The 21,143-nt window shown below is 56.4% G+C and carries 20 protein-coding genes; 10 read left to right on the top strand and 10 right to left on the bottom strand.

Features of this window, described 5'->3' with window-relative positions:
* Positions 1 to 61 precede the first annotated feature (61 nt).
* Positions 62 to 913: a LysR family transcriptional regulator gene (locus ABRP31_RS08820; protein WP_349970601.1), complete on the bottom strand. Its 852-nt coding sequence runs from the start codon at positions 911 to 913 to the stop codon at positions 62 to 64.
* 98 nt (positions 914 to 1,011) lie between these two features.
* Between ABRP31_RS08820 and ABRP31_RS08815 the strand changes: the two genes are divergently transcribed.
* Positions 1,012 to 1,386: a cupin domain-containing protein gene (locus tag ABRP31_RS08815; protein WP_349970600.1), complete on the top strand. Its 375-nt coding sequence runs from the start codon at positions 1,012 to 1,014 to the stop codon at positions 1,384 to 1,386.
* Positions 1,387 to 1,596: 210 nt separating this feature from the next.
* Here the strand turns inward: ABRP31_RS08815 and ABRP31_RS08810 are convergent, their stop codons facing one another.
* On the bottom strand, positions 1,597 to 2,577 hold the full coding sequence (locus ABRP31_RS08810) for a tetratricopeptide repeat protein (protein ID WP_349970599.1): 981 nt from the start codon (positions 2,575 to 2,577) through the stop codon (positions 1,597 to 1,599).
* Between the two features lie 230 nt (positions 2,578 to 2,807).
* On the opposite strand from ABRP31_RS08810, the gene ABRP31_RS08805 reads away from it, so the two are divergent.
* Positions 2,808 to 2,966, top strand: coding sequence for a DUF2986 domain-containing protein (locus tag ABRP31_RS08805; RefSeq protein WP_349970598.1), 159 nt, complete (start codon positions 2,808 to 2,810; stop codon positions 2,964 to 2,966).
* Between the two features lie 95 nt (positions 2,967 to 3,061).
* Here the strand turns inward: ABRP31_RS08805 and ABRP31_RS08800 are convergent, their stop codons facing one another.
* Positions 3,062 to 3,688 (bottom strand): glutathione S-transferase family protein, encoded by a 627-nt coding sequence (locus tag ABRP31_RS08800; protein WP_349970597.1) that lies wholly within the window; start codon positions 3,686 to 3,688, stop codon positions 3,062 to 3,064.
* Between the two features lie 212 nt (positions 3,689 to 3,900).
* On the opposite strand from ABRP31_RS08800, the gene ABRP31_RS08795 reads away from it, so the two are divergent.
* A complete protein-coding gene (locus tag ABRP31_RS08795) occupies positions 3,901 to 6,087 on the top strand; it encodes a TonB-dependent siderophore receptor (RefSeq protein ID WP_349970596.1) in 2,187 nt (728 codons plus the stop codon).
* Positions 6,088 to 6,369: 282 nt separating this feature from the next.
* On the opposite strand, the gene ABRP31_RS08790 is transcribed toward ABRP31_RS08795, so the two are convergent.
* From ABRP31_RS08790 to ABRP31_RS08780, 3 genes are all read right to left on the bottom strand, one after another.
* Positions 6,370 to 7,065, bottom strand: a complete 696-nt coding sequence (locus tag ABRP31_RS08790; RefSeq protein WP_349970595.1) for a tRNA (adenine(22)-N(1))-methyltransferase TrmK — start codon at positions 7,063 to 7,065, stop codon at positions 6,370 to 6,372.
* 177 nt (positions 7,066 to 7,242) lie between these two features.
* Entirely contained in the window at positions 7,243 to 7,590 is a 348-nt protein-coding gene (locus ABRP31_RS08785; protein WP_349970594.1) for a hypothetical protein, read from the bottom strand.
* Positions 7,591 to 7,640: 50 nt separating this feature from the next.
* Positions 7,641 to 8,270 carry a glutathione S-transferase gene (locus ABRP31_RS08780; RefSeq protein ID WP_349970593.1) on the bottom strand — a complete coding sequence of 210 codons (630 nt, stop codon included), beginning with the start codon at positions 8,268 to 8,270 and terminating at the stop codon, positions 7,641 to 7,643.
* Between the two features lie 173 nt (positions 8,271 to 8,443).
* On the opposite strand from ABRP31_RS08780, the gene ABRP31_RS08775 reads away from it, so the two are divergent.
* Positions 8,444 to 9,586 carry an HWE histidine kinase domain-containing protein gene (locus tag ABRP31_RS08775; RefSeq protein WP_349970592.1) on the top strand — a complete coding sequence of 381 codons (1,143 nt, stop codon included), beginning with the start codon at positions 8,444 to 8,446 and terminating at the stop codon, positions 9,584 to 9,586.
* 154 nt (positions 9,587 to 9,740) lie between these two features.
* Here the strand turns inward: ABRP31_RS08775 and ABRP31_RS08770 are convergent, their stop codons facing one another.
* On the bottom strand, positions 9,741 to 10,052 hold the full coding sequence (locus ABRP31_RS08770; protein ID WP_349970591.1) for a hypothetical protein: 312 nt from the start codon (positions 10,050 to 10,052) through the stop codon (positions 9,741 to 9,743).
* A gap of 129 nt (positions 10,053 to 10,181) precedes the next feature.
* A complete protein-coding gene (locus ABRP31_RS08765; RefSeq protein ID WP_349970590.1) occupies positions 10,182 to 11,129 on the bottom strand; it encodes an AraC family transcriptional regulator in 948 nt (315 codons plus the stop codon).
* A gap of 236 nt (positions 11,130 to 11,365) precedes the next feature.
* On the opposite strand from ABRP31_RS08765, the gene ABRP31_RS08760 reads away from it, so the two are divergent.
* Together ABRP31_RS08760 and ABRP31_RS08755 are read left to right on the top strand one after the other, a co-directional pair.
* A complete protein-coding gene (locus ABRP31_RS08760; protein ID WP_372489348.1) occupies positions 11,366 to 12,577 on the top strand; it encodes an MFS transporter in 1,212 nt (403 codons plus the stop codon).
* 46 nt (positions 12,578 to 12,623) lie between these two features.
* Positions 12,624 to 13,112 (top strand): cyclophilin-like fold protein, encoded by a 489-nt coding sequence (locus tag ABRP31_RS08755; protein WP_349970589.1) that lies wholly within the window; start codon positions 12,624 to 12,626, stop codon positions 13,110 to 13,112.
* Positions 13,113 to 13,250: 138 nt separating this feature from the next.
* On the opposite strand, the gene ABRP31_RS08750 is transcribed toward ABRP31_RS08755, so the two are convergent.
* Positions 13,251 to 16,640, bottom strand: a complete 3,390-nt coding sequence (locus ABRP31_RS08750; protein WP_372489429.1) for a PAS domain S-box protein — start codon at positions 16,638 to 16,640, stop codon at positions 13,251 to 13,253.
* 447 nt (positions 16,641 to 17,087) lie between these two features.
* Between ABRP31_RS08750 and ABRP31_RS08745 the strand changes: the two genes are divergently transcribed.
* Entirely contained in the window at positions 17,088 to 17,720 is a 633-nt protein-coding gene (locus ABRP31_RS08745) for a TetR/AcrR family transcriptional regulator (protein ID WP_349970588.1), read from the top strand.
* Here the strand turns inward: ABRP31_RS08745 and ABRP31_RS08740 are convergent.
* Positions 17,676 to 18,698: an AraC family transcriptional regulator ligand-binding domain-containing protein gene (locus ABRP31_RS08740; RefSeq protein WP_349970587.1), complete on the bottom strand. Its 1,023-nt coding sequence runs from the start codon at positions 18,696 to 18,698 to the stop codon at positions 17,676 to 17,678. The genes ABRP31_RS08745 and ABRP31_RS08740 overlap by 45 nt on opposite strands.
* A 153-nt stretch (positions 18,699 to 18,851) precedes the next feature.
* Between ABRP31_RS08740 and ABRP31_RS08735 the strand changes: the two genes are divergently transcribed.
* From ABRP31_RS08735 to ABRP31_RS08725, 3 genes are all read left to right on the top strand, one after another.
* Positions 18,852 to 19,529 (top strand): glutathione S-transferase family protein, encoded by a 678-nt coding sequence (locus ABRP31_RS08735; protein ID WP_349970586.1) that lies wholly within the window; start codon positions 18,852 to 18,854, stop codon positions 19,527 to 19,529.
* Between the two features lie 350 nt (positions 19,530 to 19,879).
* Positions 19,880 to 20,437 (top strand): type 1 glutamine amidotransferase domain-containing protein, encoded by a 558-nt coding sequence (locus tag ABRP31_RS08730; protein ID WP_349970585.1) that lies wholly within the window; start codon positions 19,880 to 19,882, stop codon positions 20,435 to 20,437.
* A 234-nt stretch (positions 20,438 to 20,671) separates the two neighbouring features.
* Positions 20,672 to 21,127: a GNAT family N-acetyltransferase gene (locus ABRP31_RS08725; protein WP_349970584.1), complete on the top strand. Its 456-nt coding sequence runs from the start codon at positions 20,672 to 20,674 to the stop codon at positions 21,125 to 21,127.
* The last annotated feature ends 16 nt before the right edge of the window (positions 21,128 to 21,143 follow it).

The following is a 21,143-nucleotide window of genomic DNA, read 5'->3' as shown; positions in this document are numbered from 1 at the left end:
GCTTGCTCATAAGGCTTAGCAGCCCCCGCTTTACCCTCTGAGGCAGCCTGTAAAACGCCCTCTAACGGTAATGTTGGCGAATCGCCTCCCCCATTTCCAACGCACCGCGACTCGCATTCGGCGAGACGTAAAGCTCGATTGCGAACTCTGGCAGCATGGGCAATCCGGACTCTACTCCAATCTCCTCAAGGCCATCGGGCACCAGCGAGCGTAGCCACGGTGTCAGGGCCAGACCGCTGCGAACAGTTGATAAAGTGGTATCAACCGAAGCATTTTCGAATACAACGCGCCAACTGATGTGCGATTCCAGAAGCAATGCAAACACGGTTTTTCGAAACGTACAGGTTGGCGTCACGAAGCATAACGGTAAAGGCCGTTGGCACAGCAGCTCATCCGAGGTGCTCAACCATACCAATGGGTCTATATAAAGCCGCTCCCCGACACCTTCGCTTGCAGGACACTGACGCAAAGTGAGGTCAACAAGGCCCTTCGCGAAATCATTCATCAGATCGATGGACGAGCCCGTCACGATTGTGACCTCTACGTCCGGATGGCTATGGGCGTAGCTCTTGAGGATGGGTGCAAAATGCGCCCCGGCCATGTCGTAAGGCACACCAACCCGCACGCTTCGGGTGTCGACTATCCCTGTCATGTCCTCGTATAGGCTGTCGCTGTGATCAAGTAGACGCCGGGCTTTGGGCAGAAAGTCTGTCCCTCGTTCTGTTAGTTGTGTTCCACCAGGATCACGCACCAGCAACGTGCAATTGAAAAAGCTCTCAAGGCGCTTGATCTGCTGGCTGATCCCGCCTTGGGTAAGGTGCAGTTGTCGCGCTGCTGCGCTGATGCTGCCTGTCTCGGCAACTACAACAAACGTACGGATCAGAGTGAGATCGATAGTGCGAAGTCTGGACATGGGGGCCATTACAAAAATTAATGCCCCCATTATAAACATTCGATATGGTCAGTCATCTCACCGACGTAAATTGACGCTCCCTCACCGGAGTCAGAACCATGATCCCAAGCGGTAATATCATCAACATCGAATCAGCCCTGGCCCAAGTCAGCGACTACTGGTCTCCGCAGGTCATCGGCCAGGTTAACGACCAGTACATCAAGGTTGCGAAGCTGGAAGGCGAATTGATGTGGCATGCCCATGCAGACGAAGACGAGATGTTCATGGTGGTCTATGGGACCCTGAAAATTCAGCTGGAGGACCGCGACGTCATCCTCGGGCCGGGTGAGTTCTGCATCATCCCCAAGCAGGTCAGGCATAACCCAGTGGCTGAAGATGAGTGCGGAATCATGTTGATTGAAACGGTCACGACACGGCATACAGGTGATGAAATCAGCGCCAGAACCGTACCCATTGAAAGGCAGTTGAAGTAGGAATATTCAGCTTCAAGTGACTATCTGAATTTACGCACATCCTGTAGGAGTGAGCTTGCTCGCGATAGCGTCAGGTCAGGCGATGACCTATCGAAAGAGAAAACGAATCGCGAGCAAGCTCACTCCTACAGGGTCCGTGTTTACTGTGCGACAGCGCGGTGTCATCCCAAATCAAGTTGAATAGTGTTTGATCGGACTCATGGATCAAAATCATGCCCCTGACTTGGCCCCCAGTTCTCGCAGCTTCGCCTCAAAATATTGAATCTGCCCCGCATCACCCGGATCAACGTTACGGACTATCTGCAGCGCCTTGGCGTAGGCGTCACGGGCTTTGAGCTTGTCGCCTTGAGCCTCGTAAATTTTGGCCAGATTGAAATAGCGCAGTGACACTTTGGGATGGTTCTCGCCAAAGCTCGCAAGATCGCTGTTCAATGCTTTCGTGAGGAAAACTTCGGCCTGATCGTATTGGCCTAGCCCTCGATAAGCATCACCAATATTGTTCCAGCGCACGGCAATTACCGGATGCTGCACGCCATACAGCGGCGCATCAATATCCAGCGCCTGTTGAAAAAGTGGCAAAGAGGCTTTGTAGTCGCCCTGAAGGTTGTAAGCATTGCCTAGGTTATTCAGTGCCACGGCAACCGAATGGTCACGCTCACCGGATAGCCGTTTTCTCAATGAGAGGTTTTTACGCAGATTATCGAAGGCCTCGTCATAACGGCCGAGCTTGCTCAGTGTCGTTCCCAGATTGTTATAGCTATCGGCAGTTTGCAGGTTGTCCGCACCAAATGCGGAAAGCCGCATCTTCAAGGCTTTCTCATGACAGCTAATGGCAACCTGATAATTGCGTTGTCGCTCGTTGAAATACCCGAGGTTGTTCCAGTAATTCGCCTGCTGGGTGATCGACGCCTGACCGTCCTTTTTAACGATCTCGAGTGCCTGAGTCACCAGCCGTATAGCGGCTTGATCGTCGCCCAGCATCGACACAGCCAAAGCCTTTACATTCAAGGCCTCGGTGTCAGTCGGGTCCGACTTGAGCACCCTGTCTGACTCCTCTATCGACGCCCGGAATTGCTCAGTTGAGAACAGACGTATCGCCTCATCGCTCGCGCCGGGCTTCGCCGCCTGCGCGTAAAGCATCACGAAGAGCATAGGCAGAGTCAGCAAAGTCTTAAAAGCTCGAATACGCATAACGTTCCTTACGACGAACCTGGCACAACATGAGTTTTCAGGGTTTGAGGCACAAAGCTTCAACTTCCAGTTACGCCGCCCCATAAGAAGTATGAAAATACAGCAGTGACAAGTTAGATGGCAGCTTTAGGCCCGATAGGGGATCATGGTCAGCGATTCAGCTAAAGACCAAAGGATTCGCTGTTAGAATTCCCGCCGAATCATTCAAGAATTACCAGCTGAGCAGAAACATGAACCGCCAGAAAAAACTACAGCAGCTATTCAAGGCTAAAGCCAAAAAGGCCAGCGCCAAACTGGCACCCAAAAAGCCTAAATACATCAGCAAGGCTGACCGGTCAAAGCTCGAGGCTGAATCCGGCCAGGAAGTCGGCGCGCCCTCCGAAGGTTGATGGATTGCTGCGAGAGCCGGGCTTGATCATGCATCCGGTTGCGTGATCAAGCCGCGCCGGACTAGCCGGCTCCGAGTCAGTCAACCACTCGACCTTTACTTCGCAAACGCATACTCACCGCCCTGCTCCAGCGCCTTGCGATACGCAGGGCGCTCCTGGAAGCGCTGCACCCATGCTGCCACATTCGGATAAGGCTGCAACTTGCCTTGAGCCTTGGCGAGTTCGCCAATAAAGCTCATCTGGATATCCGCACCGGTCAACTCTTCACCGACCAGAAACGGGGTCAATCCCAGCGCTTCGTTCAGGTATCCGAGATAATTGGCCACCTCCGATTCGATACGCGGATGCAACGGCGCACCCGCTTCGCCCAGGCGCCCGACATACAAGTCGAGCATCAACGGCAGCATTGCCGAACCTTCAGCGAAGTGCAGCCATTGCACGTATTCATCGTAAGTGGCGTTTGCCGGGTCCGGTTGCAGACGACCGTCGCCGTGGCGGCGGATCAGGTAGTCAACGATGGCGCCGGACTCAATCACAACGTGAGGACCGTCCTCTATCACCGGGGATTTGCCCAGCGCATTAATAGCTTTGAGTTCAGGTGGCGCAAGGTTGGTTTTCGGGTTGCGCTCATATCGCTTGATTTCGTATGGCAGGCCGAGTTCTTCGAGCAGCCAGAGGATGCGTTGCGAACGCGAGTTGTTGAGGTGGTGGACGATGATCATGAAAGCTCCGTTAGCTGAGAGTGGGTCTACAGGAAAAGACTACTGCGTTCTTTTGGAGTGCCCTGATTTTTCAGCACTCATCCATGCCCGTTGGCAGTCAGAGTTTCACAAATTTTTCACATTAACCTTTAACGCTGACAAATTTCCTGACACTATAAATAGCAACAATTCTCATAAGCATTACATTTAACTATTTGGTCAGGAAGCCGTTCATGTCACGCTTTGCCCCGCTGCATTGTTTCAGCCCGTCCCGTAATTTATTGGCCATGGCCATCTGCATGGCTACATTGACTCCGGCGATGGCCGATGAAAGCAGCGAGACGAAGACGAAATCCGTCCCGACTACCGTGGAACTGGGCGCCAGTGAAATCAACTCGACGCAACTGCAACTGGGCAGCACCACAGAAGGCAGCAATTCTTACACCACCGGGGAAATGGCGACGGCGACCAAGCTGCCGCTGACCATGCGTGAAACACCTCAAGCCGTTACCGTGATTACCCGTCAGCGCATGGACGATCAGGCCATGACCAGCATCAATGATGTGGTCAGAGCTGCCCCGGGTTTGTTCCTCAATTATGCCAATGGCCCCGGTAGGCAGTCCTACATGTCTCGCGGTTTCGACATCGATAACCTGATGTACGACGGTATCCCCAGCGGCTATAACGGCGTATCGGTGGGTGTTCAGCCTAATCTGGCGATGTTCGACAGGGTTGAAGTGGTACGCGGCGCCACCGGCCTGGTTACGGGCGCAGGTAATCCATCAGCGGCTATCAACCTTGTCCGCAAGCGGCCACTGGCCGAGCAAAAAGTCACCCTGACCGGCGCTGCTGGCAGCTGGGACGATTATCGCGGCGAGCTGGATGCCTCCAGCCCGCTCAACGACAGCGGTACCTTGCGCGGCCGGGTTGTCACCTCCTATCGCGATGCCAACAGTTTCATTGATGGCGTGGAAGAGGATCACGGCCTGTTCTACGCCGTGACCGAGGCGGACCTTAACGAAGACACCACGCTGACAGTCGGCTTCTCCCATCAGAAGGACAAGACCAACTACTTCTGGGGCTCTTCGATGATTGGCGAGAATGGCCATCACCTGGACCTGCCCCGCTCGTACAACCCCGGCACCAAGTGGGAAAACAAGGATCAGGAGACCAACACCGTTTTCGCCGAATTGCGTCATCGTCTGGCCAACGACTGGAAGCTTCAGATCAATGCCAATTATGCCGAACAGAATGCGCTGTTCTCAGGCTCTTACCAGTCGCGCTGGGCCACCGACAGAGAGCTGCAGCGGACGGTTTACCAGGCCGCAAACGATGAAAACCAGGCCGGGCTGGATGCCTTCGCCAGCGGGCCTTTCGAAGCGTTTGGGCGCACACATGAACTGGTGGTGGGTGCGAGCAAGCGTATCTACGACATGACTAACCAGGACTACGACCCGTACAACTTTTTCTACTGGCCGCTCAATGCAGGCAAGCCAAACTTCATCCACACCACAACCACTCGTGAGGTCACCACTCAGGATGGTGTGTACATGACCACACGCCTGAACCTGGCCGACCCGCTGAAGCTGATCCTGGGTGGTCGCCTGGACTGGTATGACTATGACAACCGTGATGGCGACGGCGACTACAAGGTCACCCGCAACGTGACACGCTATGCGGGGCTGATCTACGACCTGGACGATCATCACTCGGCCTACGTCAGCTACAGCGACATTTTCACCCCCCAAAGCGCCAAAGACACTTCCGGCACTCCGCTCAAACCCATCGTAGGCAAGAACTACGAAATCGGTATCAAGGGCGAGTATTTCGACGGTGCACTGAACGCAAGCATGGCTGTATTTCGTGTAGATCAGGAAAACCGCGGCGTGACCGTGGTGGTGCCGGACTGTCCGCAATCCTCTTGCTCAGAGGCTTCCGGCGAAATTCGCAGCCAGGGTATCGACTTCGAACTGCAAGGCGCCCTGACCGAGAACTGGCAGGTTGGCGGCGGGTACACCTACGCCCGCACACACACCATCAAAGATGCCTCTGCGCCACAAAACGTTAATCAGCGCTTTGACACCGACTTGCCGGAGCACCTTTTCAAACTGACCACCAGCTATCACTTCCAGGGCCCGCTGGAAAAACTGCGCGTCGGCGGCAACGTCTCCTGGCAGAGCCGCATGTACAACGACATCGACCTGGCCGACGGTGGCAGCTATCGCCTGGAACAAGGTGGTTACGCCATCACCGACCTGATGGCTGGCTATGAGGTTAATAAAAACCTCGACCTGCAGCTCAACGCCAACAACGTCTTCGACCGCAAATACTACTCGAGCATCGCCAACTCCTCGGATTATGGCGGCGACATTTATGGCACTCCACGGAACATGATGCTGACTGCCAAGTACAGCTTCTGACTTGTCGAGGCGCAGGGATGCGGCTTGGGTGATACAAGAACTCGCCGCAGCTTTGCCTGGCGCCAATGGCACTGCGCTGTTTCGCTTCAAATGGTAGATCTGTAGGAACGCACGAGCACCGCGAGGCCGCGATGGCGGCCTGTCTGATGCACCGCTATCGCGGCCTCGCGGTGCTCGTGCGCTCCTACAGAAAAAAGCATCTCAAATTAGATAGTTGAATTTTGTACGGTAACAGCCACTGTTTACTGCGCTACATCTTCGTTTCGACTATCCCCTACGTGCTCACGCCAGCAATTCAGTAATCCACCGAACCTGCCGCGCAGCGTCCTCAAGTTTCTGCTCGGGGAGCGCCTGCCGAGCCCGGGCAAAGTGGTTCAGGGTCTGTTGCTTATGGCGCAGCATGCGTCGCCACTTGAGCAAAAATGCCGGGCTACGAGCTTTCATCTGTAGCGGGCCGAAGTACAGTTCCTCGGCGGTATAGGTCACCGGCCCAGCGCGTTCGGCGACGATGACTTCATAGTCGAAACGGTTCTCCCGCAGGACTTCCTCACTGAGGATGCAGTAACCGTTGTCCATCAGCCATTGACGCAGTGGCTGCTCGCCGCCGTTGGGTTGCAAGACCAGACGCTCATCACCACTCAAATGCGCTTTGCCACTGTCGAGGATGTCGCGGATCGTTTCGCCGCCCATGCCGCAGATGCTGATTGCGGTTATCCCGTCCTCTGGCTGAATTGCTGCCAGACCATCTGCCATGCGCACGGTAATCAACTGATCCAGATCGTTCTCGCGCACCGTGCGTTCGGCCGAGCGAAACGGCGTCAATGCAACTTCACCCGCCACGGCCGCCACTATAGATCCACGGCGCATCAAAGCCACCGGCAGGTAGCCGTGATCCGAGCCGATATCGGCCAGCCGCGCACCGGCTGGCACATGCGCCGCCACGCGCTCCAGGCGCATGGACAATGTCTGTTCGTTCAACTGCAGCCCCTTTCACCACTCATGTCCGGCGCGATTGGCTGGACAGGGGCGCGATTCTGGCGAGCAATGCCGGGCATATCAACCTTGAACGACAAATGCCTTGGCTCGCTGCCAGCCTGACGCTTGTCTATCAGGCGAAAGCAGACACAAGCTCAGTATCTCGTTTACCAAGCGGCCTTAACAGAATGCAGCAACTCTTGAATTGTCGGATACCGCAAATGCATGCGACTGAAGTTGTTGGCAAAGTGTGGACAGTAGCGCGAGGAACTCCTCGTTGACGGCTTCAGACCACTTGCTGCCAAACCTGAGTGTCAGGTGCACGGAACTGACCGGATCGCCGATCTGAGTGGATTCAACGCTATAGAACTGCCCTGCAGAATACGTACCTTGAGCACAGCCTGGAAAAAACGAATCCAGTGTGGCGTTAACCGAATCCAAAGCGCCGATATCACTCAGGTTTTCGACGGCACTCAAGTCCTCGGCATCAACGTTCGAGGGTCTCAAAATGATAATGTCAAAGCTCATTGCTGATCCTGCTTACGTTTTATCAAATGATGGATATCCCTGCGCACTGGCTAATTCCCCCAATGCCTCTGAAACACCGAACAAACAGCAGCATGCCGATCAATGTCCAACAGCGCCGCATGAAACCCCGGTCGTGACGTTTGCAGGTGTTCACGAGCACTGGCCCAGCGCGTAACGACACAAGCGAGAATCTCGACTGCACCGGGCTCTTCAGGTCGCCACGCCGAGGTGTTTTCAAATACGTCACTGAAAGCGTCCCAGTGCTCATACAGCCGGGACGTTGCACCGTTAACCAGGTGCTGCAACTGATCTTTATTCGCGGCAGGCAACCAGCGCTCCGGGTAATCAATAACGCCAATGGCTGCATAACAGTTGGCGGCGATGTAGGCCAAACCTCGCAGTTGCAGGGCTCGTTCATACGGATTAAAGGACAGCAGTCCCGAGGCAGGAAACTCCAACCCGAGACAGGTCAATATCGCGGCGCTCTCGGTCAGCACGGTGCCGTCGGGTAAAACCAGAGTCGGCACTTGCAGTAACGGATTGAGCCGACGCAATTCATCACGGCCACTGCCCTCCTCCCAGGAACTGGCTGTCACCAAGCGGTACTCGGCGCCGCAATATTCCAGCGCTATCTCGATAGCAGCCGAACCGGACCCCTTTGCCCCGAAAAGCGTGTACATGCTTCAACCCTCAGTTGGCCGAAAGCACGAGGGTAAGATTTGCCCGCCATTGCGTCTACCTGCCGTAGCGAGCGAAGGCAAATACCGACAACTGGCGACTTTCGGGAAATTGTTGCCACACCGGGACAGCCGTATACTGCAGCACATATCTACAATTAAGGACACGTCCTTCCATGCAAGAGCTTCTGGGGCAACTCCTTAATCGTGCGGTAGATGCAATGTCTTCGGGCGCCCCGGCCGTGCCTTTACTCAGGGAGTTCGCCGCTCTCCTGCAGAATGAAATGCCTGGCTGCGTAGTCGGTATCAACGTGCTTGATAAGCCCGGCAAGACCTTTCGTCACGCGGTCTTCCCCAGTTTGCCCAAAGAGTTTGCCAGCAGCCTGGAAAACAACATCATCACCGGCAACAGGGGATCGTGTGGCCTGGGTGTGTTGACTGGCCGATCAGTGATCGTGCCGGACGTAGCCAACGATGAACGCTTTTCAGCGGAGTGGAAGGCGTTGTTCGCGAGGCATGGTCTGACGTCCCTGATCTCCATTCCGGCCCAGACCTCAGACGGAGTCGTGCAGGGCAGCCTGGCCATCATCCATCCCGCCGGGTCACCGCTGACGGATGAGCAAATGATCTTCGCGCAGCAGGCGTCGGCCCTGTGCGCCAAGGTTTGCGCCTACAGCAGGACTCAAGAAACAACGCAGCTGTTGCTTGGCGAGCTTGAACATCGCATGCGGAACCTGTTCTCCACCATGGGTGGAGTCGCCAGTCTGACGATTAAAAGCTACCCGAACCCTTCTGAATTTCGCCAGGTCTTCGGCGAGCGTCTGGTGATGATGCATCGCGCGCATTCACTGGCCTTTAACGCGTCCGAAATCAGCATCAAATCTCTGGTTGAGGAAATGATCGCGCCCTATCGCAAAGAGTGCGACGTCGTCATCGGCGGGCCCAACATTATTCTGACCCCAGAAGCGGCATCGGCGTTGGCGCTGGTCCTTCATGAGCTGGGCACGAACGCCTCGAAATATGGCTCTCTTTCCCGCTCGGACGGCGCTCTCAGTGTGAAGTGGCTGATCGTTCAAGCGGACGAAACCGGCGGACATCCCAGGTTCGAACTGCACTGGACGGAAAGTCGTGGCCCGGAAGTGCAGCCGCCCGCACGCAAGGGATACGGCAGCACGATGATCATCGGCAACCTTCGCAATGCACTGGACGGATCGGCGCTGTTCTTCTTTGACCCGTTGGGATTCAGATGCGAGATTGCTGCGCCGTTTACCCGACGGTTGGGAGTTGAGGTTTCACCTGATGCACACACGAACACGTGATGCGGCAATACGTGCCTCGGTGTTTATCGATGTGGTCCGGATACTGGAGGTTTTGAAGCCCTAAACTAATCGATGCCTTTCCTGAGCATCGATGCAGGCATTACCTGTACTTTTCTACAACACCGCCCCATGGCTGGATCTTGCAACCCGCTATTTATGCCAACTCAATCGACCAGGTGCCCTGCTTGTGTTGAGTACCATAACGTTGATGCCACTGCCCCTCATAAAGATCATCGGCCTGCCGATTAAGCGTCGCAGTGAAAAGATAATCGTCGCCTTCAAGTTCTTGCCGGATGTTGAACTGCCCATCGGCTGTTTGAACCGCCTGATAAGTATTGCGGCTGCCTGCCTCATCAACATATTCAACCACCATTAGATTGTCGCGCATCACCACTTTACAGGCGCTGAACTGCTCATCGCTGATGCCTTCTGTGGTGTGGTACATACGGGAATCCGGAAAATTCATAAAGTCTCCTTACTTTGGGAACACGCGATCGCGGCACTTTACTTTGAATTCATATACGCGAAAACAGAATGAGGAAGCAGCCTGATATCAACCACCTAATCCGCCTGTATCCACGGCATTCAATGGTATTCAAGTACCACTCTCCCGCCCCTCAACCACCTCACCCTGCCCCCTCAATACCGTGATATCGCGCTTGGGCGGCACGCCAAACAGGCGGCTGTATTCGCGGCTGAACTGGGAGGGGCTTTCGTAGCCGACCTTGAAGGCCGCAGTGGATACGTCCTTGTGTTCATTGAGCATCAAGCGTCGTGCTTCGTTCAGACGCAGCCATTTCTGGTACTGCAAGGGGCTCATGGCGGTGAGCTGACGGAAGTGATGGTGAAAGGTTGCGGCACTCATTTGCACACGTGCTGCAAGTTCGTCGACGCGCAGCGCAGAGGTGTAATTCAGTTTCAGCCAGTCAATCGCTTTGGCGATGCGATAGCCCTGCCCGTCAACCGCTGTAATCTGCCGCAGCCTGTTCGCCTGGTCACTCATCAATAGTCGGTAATGAATTTCACGCTTGATCAGCGGAGCCAGAATCGGAATAGCTTCGGGCTCCTCCAGCAACGCCAACAAGCGCTCGAAAGACGCCAATAACGCATCGGTCACAGAGCCGATGCCAACGCTCGCCACAACCGATCGATCCCGAACCGGCGACAGGCCGCCCTGCGCCACCAGTTCAGCCAGCATGCGCACATCCAGCTTCAATGTCAGCCCAAGGCACGGTTGCGCCGGGCTTGCTGCGAGGACCTCTGAATTGGCGGGCAAATCCAGCGAAGTGATCAGGAATCGCGATGTGTCGTACGGATATCCCTCGCCACCGACCCACAACTGCTTCTCGCCATGGGCGACGAGGATGATGCTCGGCTCGACCATGCACACCACCGGTGACGATGGATGTTCACGCCGGAAGAAACCAAGCCCTTCAATGGCTGTGCCGAAATCACCCGGTCTGGCAATCCGGTCGCCAATGATTCGCGCCAGCCTTTCCTGTGTCGATGAGTGTTGAGCAGCAGTGTTCTGATTGATCGCCATATTCGTCTCGCACCTCTTCTCTGAACTCTAACTCGGCGACATTTGGACGTCCTGCAAAAAAACAGAGACTCAGAGGATCGGGCAAGTAACTCATTGGAATGCACTACAAAGCTCGCATGGGGCCCGGGAAAATAGGCCGCCATAAGGTGCTGTGCGCAAAACCTCCAACCCACTGTTCCCCTTTTGCAGCATCGACTCTGCTGCAACGCTTCAAATCTTCAAGGATCCATCAGCCAATGACCGATACCTCTCTCCCAATCCGACAGGACAGCGCGCACTCCTGGGGCTCTGTTCTGGCGATGTCGCTTGCTGCATTTGCGCTAGTGGCCTCAGAGTTCATGCCGGTCAGCCTGCTGACACCTATCGCTGCCGACCTGGGTATTACCGAGGGACAAGCAGGGCAAGGCATCTCCGTGTCCGGCCTGTTCGCCTTGTTCACCAGCCTGTTGATCCCAACAGTGGCGACGCGGGTTAACCGCAAGCCGTTGTTGCTGTCGCTCACCCTGTTGATGATCGTCTCGGGCACCGTCGTGGCGTTTGCGCCTACCTACACAATATTCATGGCCGGACGCGCGCTGATCGGCGTCGCCATCGGTGGATTCTGGTCACTGTCGGCAGCGACCGCAATGCGTCTGGTGCCGGAGGACCAAGTCACACGAGCAATGGCCATCGTTAATGGCGGTAACGCGCTGGCAACAGTCATAGCAGCACCTATGGGAAGCTTTCTGGGCGCGTTGATCGGTTGGCGCGGGGCGTTTTTCTGCGTCGTGCCAGTCGCCCTGCTGGCTTCTGCCTGGCTGCTGTTCAGCCTGCCCAACATCAAATCGGTCGCCAACAAAGGCAGCAGTAACGTCTTGCGCCTGATGAGAAAGATGCCCGTCGCATTAGGCATGGTAGCGGTCAGCGTGTTTTTTATGGGTCAGTTCATGCTGTTCACTTACTTGCGCCCATTCCTTGAAACGGTCACGCATGTCAGCGTTTCCATGCTTTCACTGATGCTGCTCATCTTGGGCCTGTCGGGTTTGGCGGGCACCTTTCTGATCGAAATATTCCTGAAAAACGGCCTGCATCGAACGCTGATTGTTATCCCGATACTGATGGCGGTGATTGCCTTGGCACTGGTTTTATTCGGTAGTTCGGTGATGACGACCACCGTATTGCTGGGTCTCTGGGGTCTGGTTGCCACAGCGGCCCCCGTAGGCTGGTGGACGTGGCTAGCCAAAACTCTGCCCGACGATGCAGAAGCAGGCGGCGGCCTGATGGTCGCTATTGTTCAGTTGGCAATCGCACTGGGCGCCACAGTAGGCGGCGTTGTGTTCGACCTGAGTGGCTACAGGGCAACCTTTGAACTGAGCGCGGCGTTGCTGGTGGTTGCCGCAGTTTTCGCGCTGATGGCGGCACGGGCAGCATCCCGCCAGTCGTTGATGAGCGCCGAAACGGTGAGCTGACTCGTCAGAGCAGTAGAACCTCTGTGCTGACTCGAAGGAGACGTTCATGAGCAAGAAAAACGGTCATCTAAAGTACTTGCGTCTGAGTACCCCGCGCCTGCTACTGGGACTGCTAATGCTCGGCACTACGGTCATTCCAGCCTCAGCCATCGCGCAGACAACCGCGACGTCCACACGAGCAAATGAGCAACGCGTCTGGATGACTGTTGGCGAACGACGGTTCTCAATCATTCTGGCTGACAACGAGACCAGCCGGGCATTCGCGGCGAGACTACCGCTCAGCCTGGACATGCCTGACCTGAACAGCAACGAGAAACACGTAACCCTCGCGCACAAGCTACCCACGCAACCGTACCGGCCAGGTGTGATCCATAACGGTGATCTCATGCTGTACGGCTCGAATACTTTGGTGCTGTTTTATCTGACCTTTGACTCGCCCTACTCTTACACCCGTATTGGCCGGGTTGAAGATGCAGACGATCTGGCTCGGGTGCTTGGCCGACACAGCGCTCGGGTAGTGTTTTCTGCGCAATAGGCCTACCAGGCCAACCCAAAAAAAGCGCACTTATATCCGCCGAATGAATAAAGCCGCAGTTCTTTCAAAACCGTAGTCGGCCATTCTTTGGCAGAGCAGGACGTTGAGACGGCATCTGACTTGAAGCCCCTGGCCACCTCAAGACTCGTCCCCCAGCAGCGACAGGCTTGCCGCAAGCTCGTCCTTGCGGAACGGCTTGGTAAGCCGCGGGATATCCGGATCCAGTCCTTCTCGTTCGGCATAACCAGAAACGAGGAGGATCGCAGTCCCAGGGCGGGAGGTACTGACTGCCCTGGCAAGATCGGTCCCACTGATGCCCGGCATCAGATGGTCCGTAACGAGCAGATTGAATGGCTGCCCGGTGTGCAGCAGGTGCAAAGCTTCCTCGCCCGACGCGGCCTCGATCACGCGGTAGCCCAAGTCAGCCAGCATGTACGAAGTGCTTGCGCGTACAAGCTCTTCGTCGTCGACCAACAGCGCAACACCACGCACCGATTGACGCTCCAGAGTTTCGACAACACGCAAGGCCGCTGTCGGCACGGTCATGCTGCGTGGAAGCCAAAGCTCCACGTTAGTCCCCAGACCAGGCAAGCTCTGAATAGTGAGCGCACCGTTCAACTGGGATGCCAGTCCATGAACCATCGAGAGGCCCAGACCAGTTCCTTTGCCAACGCCCTTGGTCGAGAAGAACGGTTCCACCGCGCGGGCAAGCGTGGCGGCGTCCATACCCGTGCCGGTGTCCGCGACAGACAGACAAAGATACTCGCCCGCCGGAAGCTTCGAGCGGTGGCCATTACCGACCAACTCCGTGATGGCCGATATCCTCATCGTCCCCCCTTCAAGCATCGCGTCGCGCGCGTTCACGGAGAGATTCAGGAGTGCCATCTCGAGCTGGTTCGGATCCGCCATTGCCGCAGGCAGATCCTCCGGAGCATCGACGACTACTCTGATTTGCGGACCGGTGGTGCTGGCTACGAGGTCGCCCATGTCGCTCACCAGCTTCGCGACGTCGACGGGAACCGCCTGGAGCGGTTGACGGCGAGCGAAGGCAAGCAACCTCTGCACGAGCGTCTTCGCACGATCGGCCGACTGCAAAGCTCCAGAGATCAGTCGCTGTTCCCTCTCGCCGCCCACGCCTCTGCGCTGGAGCATGTCCAGCGTGCCGACGATTGGGGTCAGCAGGTTGTTAAAGTCATGAGCTACGCCGCCAGTAAGCTGCCCCATGGCTTCCATTTTTTGACTCTGACGCAACGCCTGTTGGACCTCTTCCCGCTCGGCGATAGCCTGGGCTACCCTCGCCTCAAGCGTGGCATTGAGCTCGCGCAGCTCTTCCTCGGCAGCCTTACGGGCGGTGACATCCACCACCGTGCCGGTAAAGCGCAGGCAGCGGTCAGCCGCATCGAACACTGCCCGGCCCTTGGCCGCCACCCAGCGAACAATGCCATCCTCCCGGCCAATCGTGCGGTAGTCCACTTCGTAGAGCGCGCGGCGCTCGGGGTCGACAGCCGCTGCGAAGGCCTCGGTCGTTGCTTCTCGATCCTCGGGATGCAGGCCTTCATAGAAGTTCTGCAATGTGACCGGCACGTCGGGCGAGATACCGAACATCGCCTTGGTCTGTGGCGGCCAGATAAGCGTGTCATGAACGATATCCACGTCCCAGAAACCAATATCGGCGTTTTCAACGGCAAGGCGCAGTCGCTCCTCGCTCTCGCGCAGACGCATCTCGGCGCCCACCCGTTCGACATGCGCCCAACAGCGCTCGACAACTTCCCTGACCAGTAATATTTCGGACGGCTGCCAGTCGCGAGGCTGGTTTTGATGAACGGCCATCATTGCCGTGAGTCGGCCATCCTTTACAAGCGGGCAGCAGATGATCGCGTCGATGCCGATGGCTCGAAAGGTCTCAAGGCCAGCGCCGCGATCAAGCTCTGCGATGACGTCACGTATGATCAGCGTACAGCCGGCGCGCATGTCATCAGCGGCTCGCGGTCCAAAAAGGTCGAGGCTATAGGTGCCCGCCGAACTCTGGATGCCGGGCGCATTGTAGTCACTGCGAATCCAGAACCGGTCGTGGTCGATATCGACGTCGGCATAGGCGCAGCGCGATACGTTTAACGTCCGTCCCAGCAGCTCGGTCGCCGCAAACATCGCGTCTTCTGCATGGCGGATGTTAAAAAGCCGACTGTCGAGTTCATCAAAAAAGCGCAGTCGCGCCGCGCTCTCTTCCAGCGCAGCTTCCGCCTGGTGCTCGGTCGTGCGGTCGCGAAATATCTTCACAAAGCCGCCATGATCCATGGCGAGCGGCATCATCAGCCCCGAGCCCCAGAAACGCGTACCATCCTTGCGCACGTGCCAGCGTTCGTTGACCGCCCGCCCCTGATCCTGGGCGATTTTGAGCTCGTCGTGGAACACACGCTCAGCCTGGTCCATGTCTGTGTAAAAGAGGTCGCCCTCGCGCCCCATCACCTCTTCGGCGTGGTAGCCGATAATTCCCTGGGCACCGATGCTCCAACTGCTGACGGCTCCTCGTGCATCGAAGGTAATAATCGCGAAGTCCTCGGCGCCCTCGACGATCTGGCGGTAGCGCGCCTCGCTGATCCGGATAGCGGCCTTCGCTTGAACGCGATGGACGACAAGCCCGATCGTCTGGACAACGAAGTCGACGATCTGAATATCCGTCGCCAACAGCTCGCGCGGCTCATAGTGGTACATGACAAAAGTGCCAAGCACTGCGCCCTGCGCCGAACGGATCGGGAATGACTTGCAAACGTGCAGGCCATGTCCGATGGCCTTCTCACGGAACCCGGCCCATAGCGGGTCGTTCGCGATATCGGACACAAGTACCGGCTCGTTGCGCAACCTCGTGGTGCCGCTCAAGCCTGGGCCCGAGCCAATGCTGATATCTTTTATGGTGTCATTGAATGCAGCGGGAAGGCTCGGTCCTGCGCAATGCTGCAGCTGCTGGCCCTGCTCGTTCAGGAGCAAGATGCTTCCCAGAAAACGGGAGGTGGACAGCGCTTCGACCTCGCGGACAATCGCATCCAGCGCGACATTGAGCGGTTTCTCTTCGACGGCCAGTTTCAAGATGCGGTTCTGTGCTGCCCCAAGTGAAGCGGCGCGATTACGTGCTTGAGTAAGCCGTGCATTCTCAATGGCAATCGTCGCCAGGCGCGCCAGACTTTCCAGCCGTTTGATCGTGTCGGGGTCGTGGGTACGGACCTCCGACCAGTAAGCTCCGAGCGCCGCGACCGGAACAGGTCGCCCGATAGGCACCATCACCATGCTACGCACGAACGTCGGCGAATAGGCATCCTGCGGAATGCGCGGGTCGAGGCGGACGTCGGGGATGGCGACCGTCTCGCCGTGGTGCATCACCCACCCCGAAATGCAGTGGTCGGCAGGAAAAGTCTGCCCTTGCCACAGCGCAGACACAGCGTCTTCGGCCACATAAGAACAACGCCCGTCATGCTCAATGACGACTGCAACGCCCTCCGCTCCGACAGCAGCACGCGCCGTGTCGCGAAGCACGGCAACGACCTCTTCCACCGATCCAGCCATAACCAGACGCTCACTGGCATCCAGCACATGGGACAAGCGCTCGTCACCGCCTGGATCGACCGGAAAAGTAGGCAAATGGATCTCCCAACGGCAGCCTCAGAATCTATTTTCCACGGACTGCTTCAAAGTGAATGTAGCAAAAGAAAGATTATATAGAGCATCCCGCCTCGGCATGCCCCGATTTCAGCCACAGATGAAGCTTACTGCCAGCAGCTTACCGACGACGCAGCTATGAAGCGAAGATCCACTCGTCACTGCCTGCCATCTGATTCCACCTCACTGACAGGCTGATCGGTGTATATGCCGGGAAGAGAATCCGGGTAGTCAACAATATATGTATCGATTAGTATTTAAATAACTTTAGTTAGAAAGCCCTATTTAAGTAGCTCCATTGAATAACCCTGAAGGAAATCCGGCATGGCACAGATGGGACGTCCGCGCACGTTTGACCGTGACGTAGCGATCACTCAGGCACTGCATTTATTTTGGGAGCATGGATACGATGCAACCTCTCTTAGCCAACTGAAAGCCGGTATCGGTGGCGGCATCACCGCGCCCAGCTTTTACGCCGCATTTGGCTCGAAACAGGCTCTGTTCAATGAAGTCATGGAACGCTATCTCACGACCCACGGCCGGGTCACTGACAGCCTGTTTGATACGTCCCTGCCGCCCAGGGACGCAATTGAACTCACCCTTCGCCGTTCGGCGAAAATGCAATGTGAGCCCGATCATCCCAAGGGATGTCTGGTGTCGCTAGGCCTGATGAGCGCCTGCACAGAAGAGAGCAAGGCCATCTCTGAACCGCTCGCCAGGGCGAGGAATCTGAACCGTGCGGGCATCGTCGCCTGTATCGATCGCGCCATCGCCGCAGGAGAATTGCCTGCGACGGTGACACCGGAAGCTCTCGCCTCGGTATTCGACAGTTTCATGCTCGGCCTTTCAACGCTGGCGCGCGATGGAGTTCCACATGCCACGCTGGATGGCGCAGTGACTCAGGTGATGGGGCTATGGGACAGCTTGCGCATTGACGCGTCGCCACTGCCCGGGTGAGATATTCTCCCATTGTCGAAAAGCCCGGTAGTAAGAATTGACGTCTTCGTAGCCGAGTAGATACGCCACCTCTTTGAGCTCAAGGGTCGTATCGGCAAGCAGGCTAAATCCGACTTGCCGTCGGGCCTCGCTTAGCAGCGCGCTGAACGTCGTACCTTCTGAAGCTAATCGTCGCTGTAACGTCCGCTCGCTCTGCAATAGATCTCGGGCGAGTTGTTGCAGACTTGGCCGCCCGTCCGCGAGGGCGTGTTTGAGCACTTCAATGACCTGCTCACAGAATTCAACAGGAGCTTCGATCTCTCGCACCGCGGCCGCAAGACCGGGAGTCATCATGTCCAGCACTTCCGGGTTATGTTCAAGAAACGGAAGATCGATGTCGGCGGCGCTCATAGTCAACTCGTCATGGGCTGCTCCGTAGCGGATGGGGCAACCGAAATAGCTCGAGTGAGTATCCAGTTTTTGCGTTGGCCGTCTCAAGCTCAATGCCAGGGGCTCTATGTGTTTACCGGTGCCTCGTCGACCAAGCTCCAGAATCAAAGCAAAACACGCCTCTACAGCGAGATAAGGCGCCGTTCCCGTGCCAGAAGGCCACTGAATCGTGAATGACACATTTCCCTTACGCTCGTCGATGCAAATCATGTCGGGACTGCATAAGCGCTTGAAGCGGGAAAATCTCGCAAGTGCGTCACGAAAATCGGCCGCATATAACGCGGTGAGGAACGCCAGTTTGTGTCTCGCACTCGGGGTGTCGCGAACCATTTTTATCGCAAAGGCGGGGTCTGCTGAAAGCGCCTCGATAGCGTTCCAGACGGCAAAGAGCTGATGCGTACTGACAAAGGCAGCGTCGTTCAGGTGAAGGTCATGGGGTAGTTGAGCGTGCCGTTGAATCAGCGAGGGGTTCAGCCCCAGTTGCTCGACCGATTGCCAGAAAGCTTTGGGCAATTTACACCGCTCAACGCTGATCTGAAGATGGGACATTTCTATGCTCCGAACCGCAGGTGAGCGGCAGTGCTTAACGCAGCGCACCGCTAATGGCGCGTTCCGCAAGTATTCTGGCGGCATCCGCCCACGGGGTAATGCAGCTTCGCTCTTACCATTGGCGTCAATACACAGGGGCAAGAGGAACTAGCGATGACAATGACGTTTTATACCAACCCAAATTCTCGCGGCCGAATGGTGCGCTGGATACTCGAAGAAATCGGCTGCACGTACGAAACGGTGGTTATGGATTACCAGCCCACCAGCCAGGATGATCGCTGGGGCGGTGCTGCACTGGCAGTGCCGTCGGTTACCGACCCAGATGATCTACGCGCTGGTTTTTTTCGCGACGTGAACCCGATGGGCAAGATTCCCGCACTCGTGCATAACGGGCAAACCATAACAGAAACTGCCGCCATCTGTGCGTATCTGGCTGATGCCTTTCCCGAAGCCGGACTGGCTCCCGCCGCCGCGGAGCGGGCGGCCTACTACCGCTGGATGTTTTTCGCTGCTGGCCCTCTGGAGCAGGCCGTAACTAACCACCGCGCAGGCTTCAATCCGACGCCGGATCAGGAGTTCTTTTTCGGATACGGAAGCTACGCGCGCACCGTGGACCAACTGGAACGCGCAGTGTTGGCTAATCCATTCATTGCTGGAGAGCGTTTCACCGCTGCCGACGTTTACGTTGGCTCTCACATCGGCTGGGGGTTGGGCCTTCGTACCTTGCCGCACAGACCAGCGTTCCTTGCGTACGCCGAGCAGTTAATGAACCGCGACGCTTACAAACGGGCAGTCGCGAAGGATGAGGCCCTGCTGGTTGCTGCCGGCTAATCAGCCGATTGAATGTATGGCCAATAGTCCACTGCTCTCATTGAAGTTAACGGACGAGTGATCCTCGCGCACTTTCAAAACTTCGATAGTCATGTGCCGCACCAGGGGCGGAGCGAAGGGAACCATACTGCCCTTCGCTCCATGTTCACGCGGTGATGACTTGTACGTGCCCGATTCTTCCAGCCACAAATGTGAAGCTCCATTTTTCAGCCTTCTCCCCGCGCAACTCTGCTCAGGACAAATCCGGGTGAACTTTCAAAACCGCTCTGACCTCCCATCATCACGCAGCGGATGAATCATCAGCCGCATGTTTCACGTTATCAGCTTGATACGAAGATGGAGTGATCACTATGAGTAACCAACTGGCAGGCAAAAAAGTACTTTTCATCACCTCCAATACCGGGATCGAACGGGACGAACTGGTTAAACCGCTGGAGGCTCTCAAGGCGCAGGGTGCATCGGTTACCCATGGTTCGAGTGACGGCGGTACCACTCAGACATTCGTTCAGGACACCGAGAAAGATCGTACTGTCGAGTCTCAGGTTGCGCTGGCCGAGCTCAAAGCGTCGGATTTTGATGCGCTCGTGATTCCAGGCGGTACGGTAAATGCCGACACACTGCGCCTGGATAAAAACGCCCAGCGCCTGGCCAAGGAATTCGCCGATGCGGGTAAAGTCATCGCCGCGATTTGCCATGGGCCGTGGCTGCTAATCAATGCAGGAGTTGTCACTGGCAAGACCCTCACCTCCTACCCAAGCATCAAGCTTGATCTGGAAAATGCCGGTGCTGCCGGTTGGGTAGATGCTGAGGTCAAGCAATGCCAAGCCAATGGATGGACCCTGATTACTTCGCGTACCCCCAAGGACATCCCGGCGTTCAACGAAGCTATCGTCGCGGCGCTGGCGTAAGGCGCAAATAAGTCAGAGGCTTCAGCCATCCGGTCAATGGATCAGTGGCTGGGGCCTCTGGAAATACCTGCCCTTTCGGCGTCGAGCCGATCTCTGCCAGTGCCGTTAGCGCCATAGCCTGCAATGGGCTCCAGGCGTTCAGCTCAACGAGGGCTAGGTCGCGGCATAGATGTAGATCTGGTCATAACCCCCTCACTCCTCTACGATCAAGTGGCACCGGATAAGAAGATGGGAATGGCTGGCTTGATCAGGACTTCAACGACCGCGGACGCGACGGTTATCAGTCAGGTCATCATTGCGGCGTTGCGCGAGTCCAACGCGCAAGACTACTCACCAGAGATCATCAGGCGAGTAGAGCAAAGCTTTTCCCCTTCAGCGATTCTCGACTTACTTACCCAGCGGCAAGTCTACGTTGCTGCAATAGACGGTCAGATCGTTGCAACTGCAAGTCTTGATCGCAACATCGTTCGAAGCGTATTCGTCGATCCGCCCCACCAAGGGATGGGCATAGGACGTCGACTGATGGTGCATCTCGAGTCAGTAGCCACCAAGGACGGACACGAGCTGATGCGTGTTGCGTCTTCTATTACGGCCGAGAGCTTTTATGCCTCTCTCGGGTTCTCGAAAATTCGGGATGAGTTTCATAACACGGAACGCACAATCGTTATGGAGAAGAGACTGGGCCGATAACACCTCGGAACACCCT

This window comes from Pseudomonas caspiana, assembly GCF_040224095.2.
GTDB lineage: Bacteria > Pseudomonadota > Gammaproteobacteria > Pseudomonadales > Pseudomonadaceae > Aquipseudomonas > Aquipseudomonas caspiana.
Note: the sequence above shows the minus strand (reverse complement) of the source record. Positions and strands in the feature narration are given on the sequence as shown.

Coding starts and splice junctions, on each gene's coding strand:
- ABRP31_RS08775 (WP_349970592.1), top strand. CDS start 8,444: ATGCAAGAGCTTCTGGGGCAACTCCTTAATCGTGCGGTAGATGCAATG.
- ABRP31_RS08810 (WP_349970599.1), bottom strand. CDS start 2,577: ATGCGTATTCGAGCTTTTAAGACTTTGCTGACTCTGCCTATGCTCTTC.
- ABRP31_RS08820 (WP_349970601.1), bottom strand. CDS start 913: ATGTCCAGACTTCGCACTATCGATCTCACTCTGATCCGTACGTTTGTT.
- ABRP31_RS08800 (WP_349970597.1), bottom strand. CDS start 3,688: ATGATCATCGTCCACCACCTCAACAACTCGCGTTCGCAACGCATCCTC.
- ABRP31_RS08755 (WP_349970589.1), top strand. CDS start 12,624: ATGAGCAAGAAAAACGGTCATCTAAAGTACTTGCGTCTGAGTACCCCG.
- ABRP31_RS08740 (WP_349970587.1), bottom strand. CDS start 18,698: ATGTCCCATCTTCAGATCAGCGTTGAGCGGTGTAAATTGCCCAAAGCT.
- ABRP31_RS08725 (WP_349970584.1), top strand. CDS start 20,672: ATGGCTGGCTTGATCAGGACTTCAACGACCGCGGACGCGACGGTTATC.
- ABRP31_RS08795 (WP_349970596.1), top strand. CDS start 3,901: ATGTCACGCTTTGCCCCGCTGCATTGTTTCAGCCCGTCCCGTAATTTA.
- ABRP31_RS08770 (WP_349970591.1), bottom strand. CDS start 10,052: ATGAATTTTCCGGATTCCCGTATGTACCACACCACAGAAGGCATCAGC.
- ABRP31_RS08760 (WP_372489348.1), top strand. CDS start 11,366: ATGACCGATACCTCTCTCCCAATCCGACAGGACAGCGCGCACTCCTGG.
- ABRP31_RS08730 (WP_349970585.1), top strand. CDS start 19,880: ATGAGTAACCAACTGGCAGGCAAAAAAGTACTTTTCATCACCTCCAAT.
- ABRP31_RS08815 (WP_349970600.1), top strand. CDS start 1,012: ATGATCCCAAGCGGTAATATCATCAACATCGAATCAGCCCTGGCCCAA.
- ABRP31_RS08765 (WP_349970590.1), bottom strand. CDS start 11,129: ATGGCGATCAATCAGAACACTGCTGCTCAACACTCATCGACACAGGAA.
- ABRP31_RS08780 (WP_349970593.1), bottom strand. CDS start 8,270: ATGTACACGCTTTTCGGGGCAAAGGGGTCCGGTTCGGCTGCTATCGAG.
- ABRP31_RS08745 (WP_349970588.1), top strand. CDS start 17,088: ATGGCACAGATGGGACGTCCGCGCACGTTTGACCGTGACGTAGCGATC.
- ABRP31_RS08735 (WP_349970586.1), top strand. CDS start 18,852: ATGACAATGACGTTTTATACCAACCCAAATTCTCGCGGCCGAATGGTG.
- ABRP31_RS08785 (WP_349970594.1), bottom strand. CDS start 7,590: ATGAGCTTTGACATTATCATTTTGAGACCCTCGAACGTTGATGCCGAG.
- ABRP31_RS08805 (WP_349970598.1), top strand. CDS start 2,808: ATGAACCGCCAGAAAAAACTACAGCAGCTATTCAAGGCTAAAGCCAAA.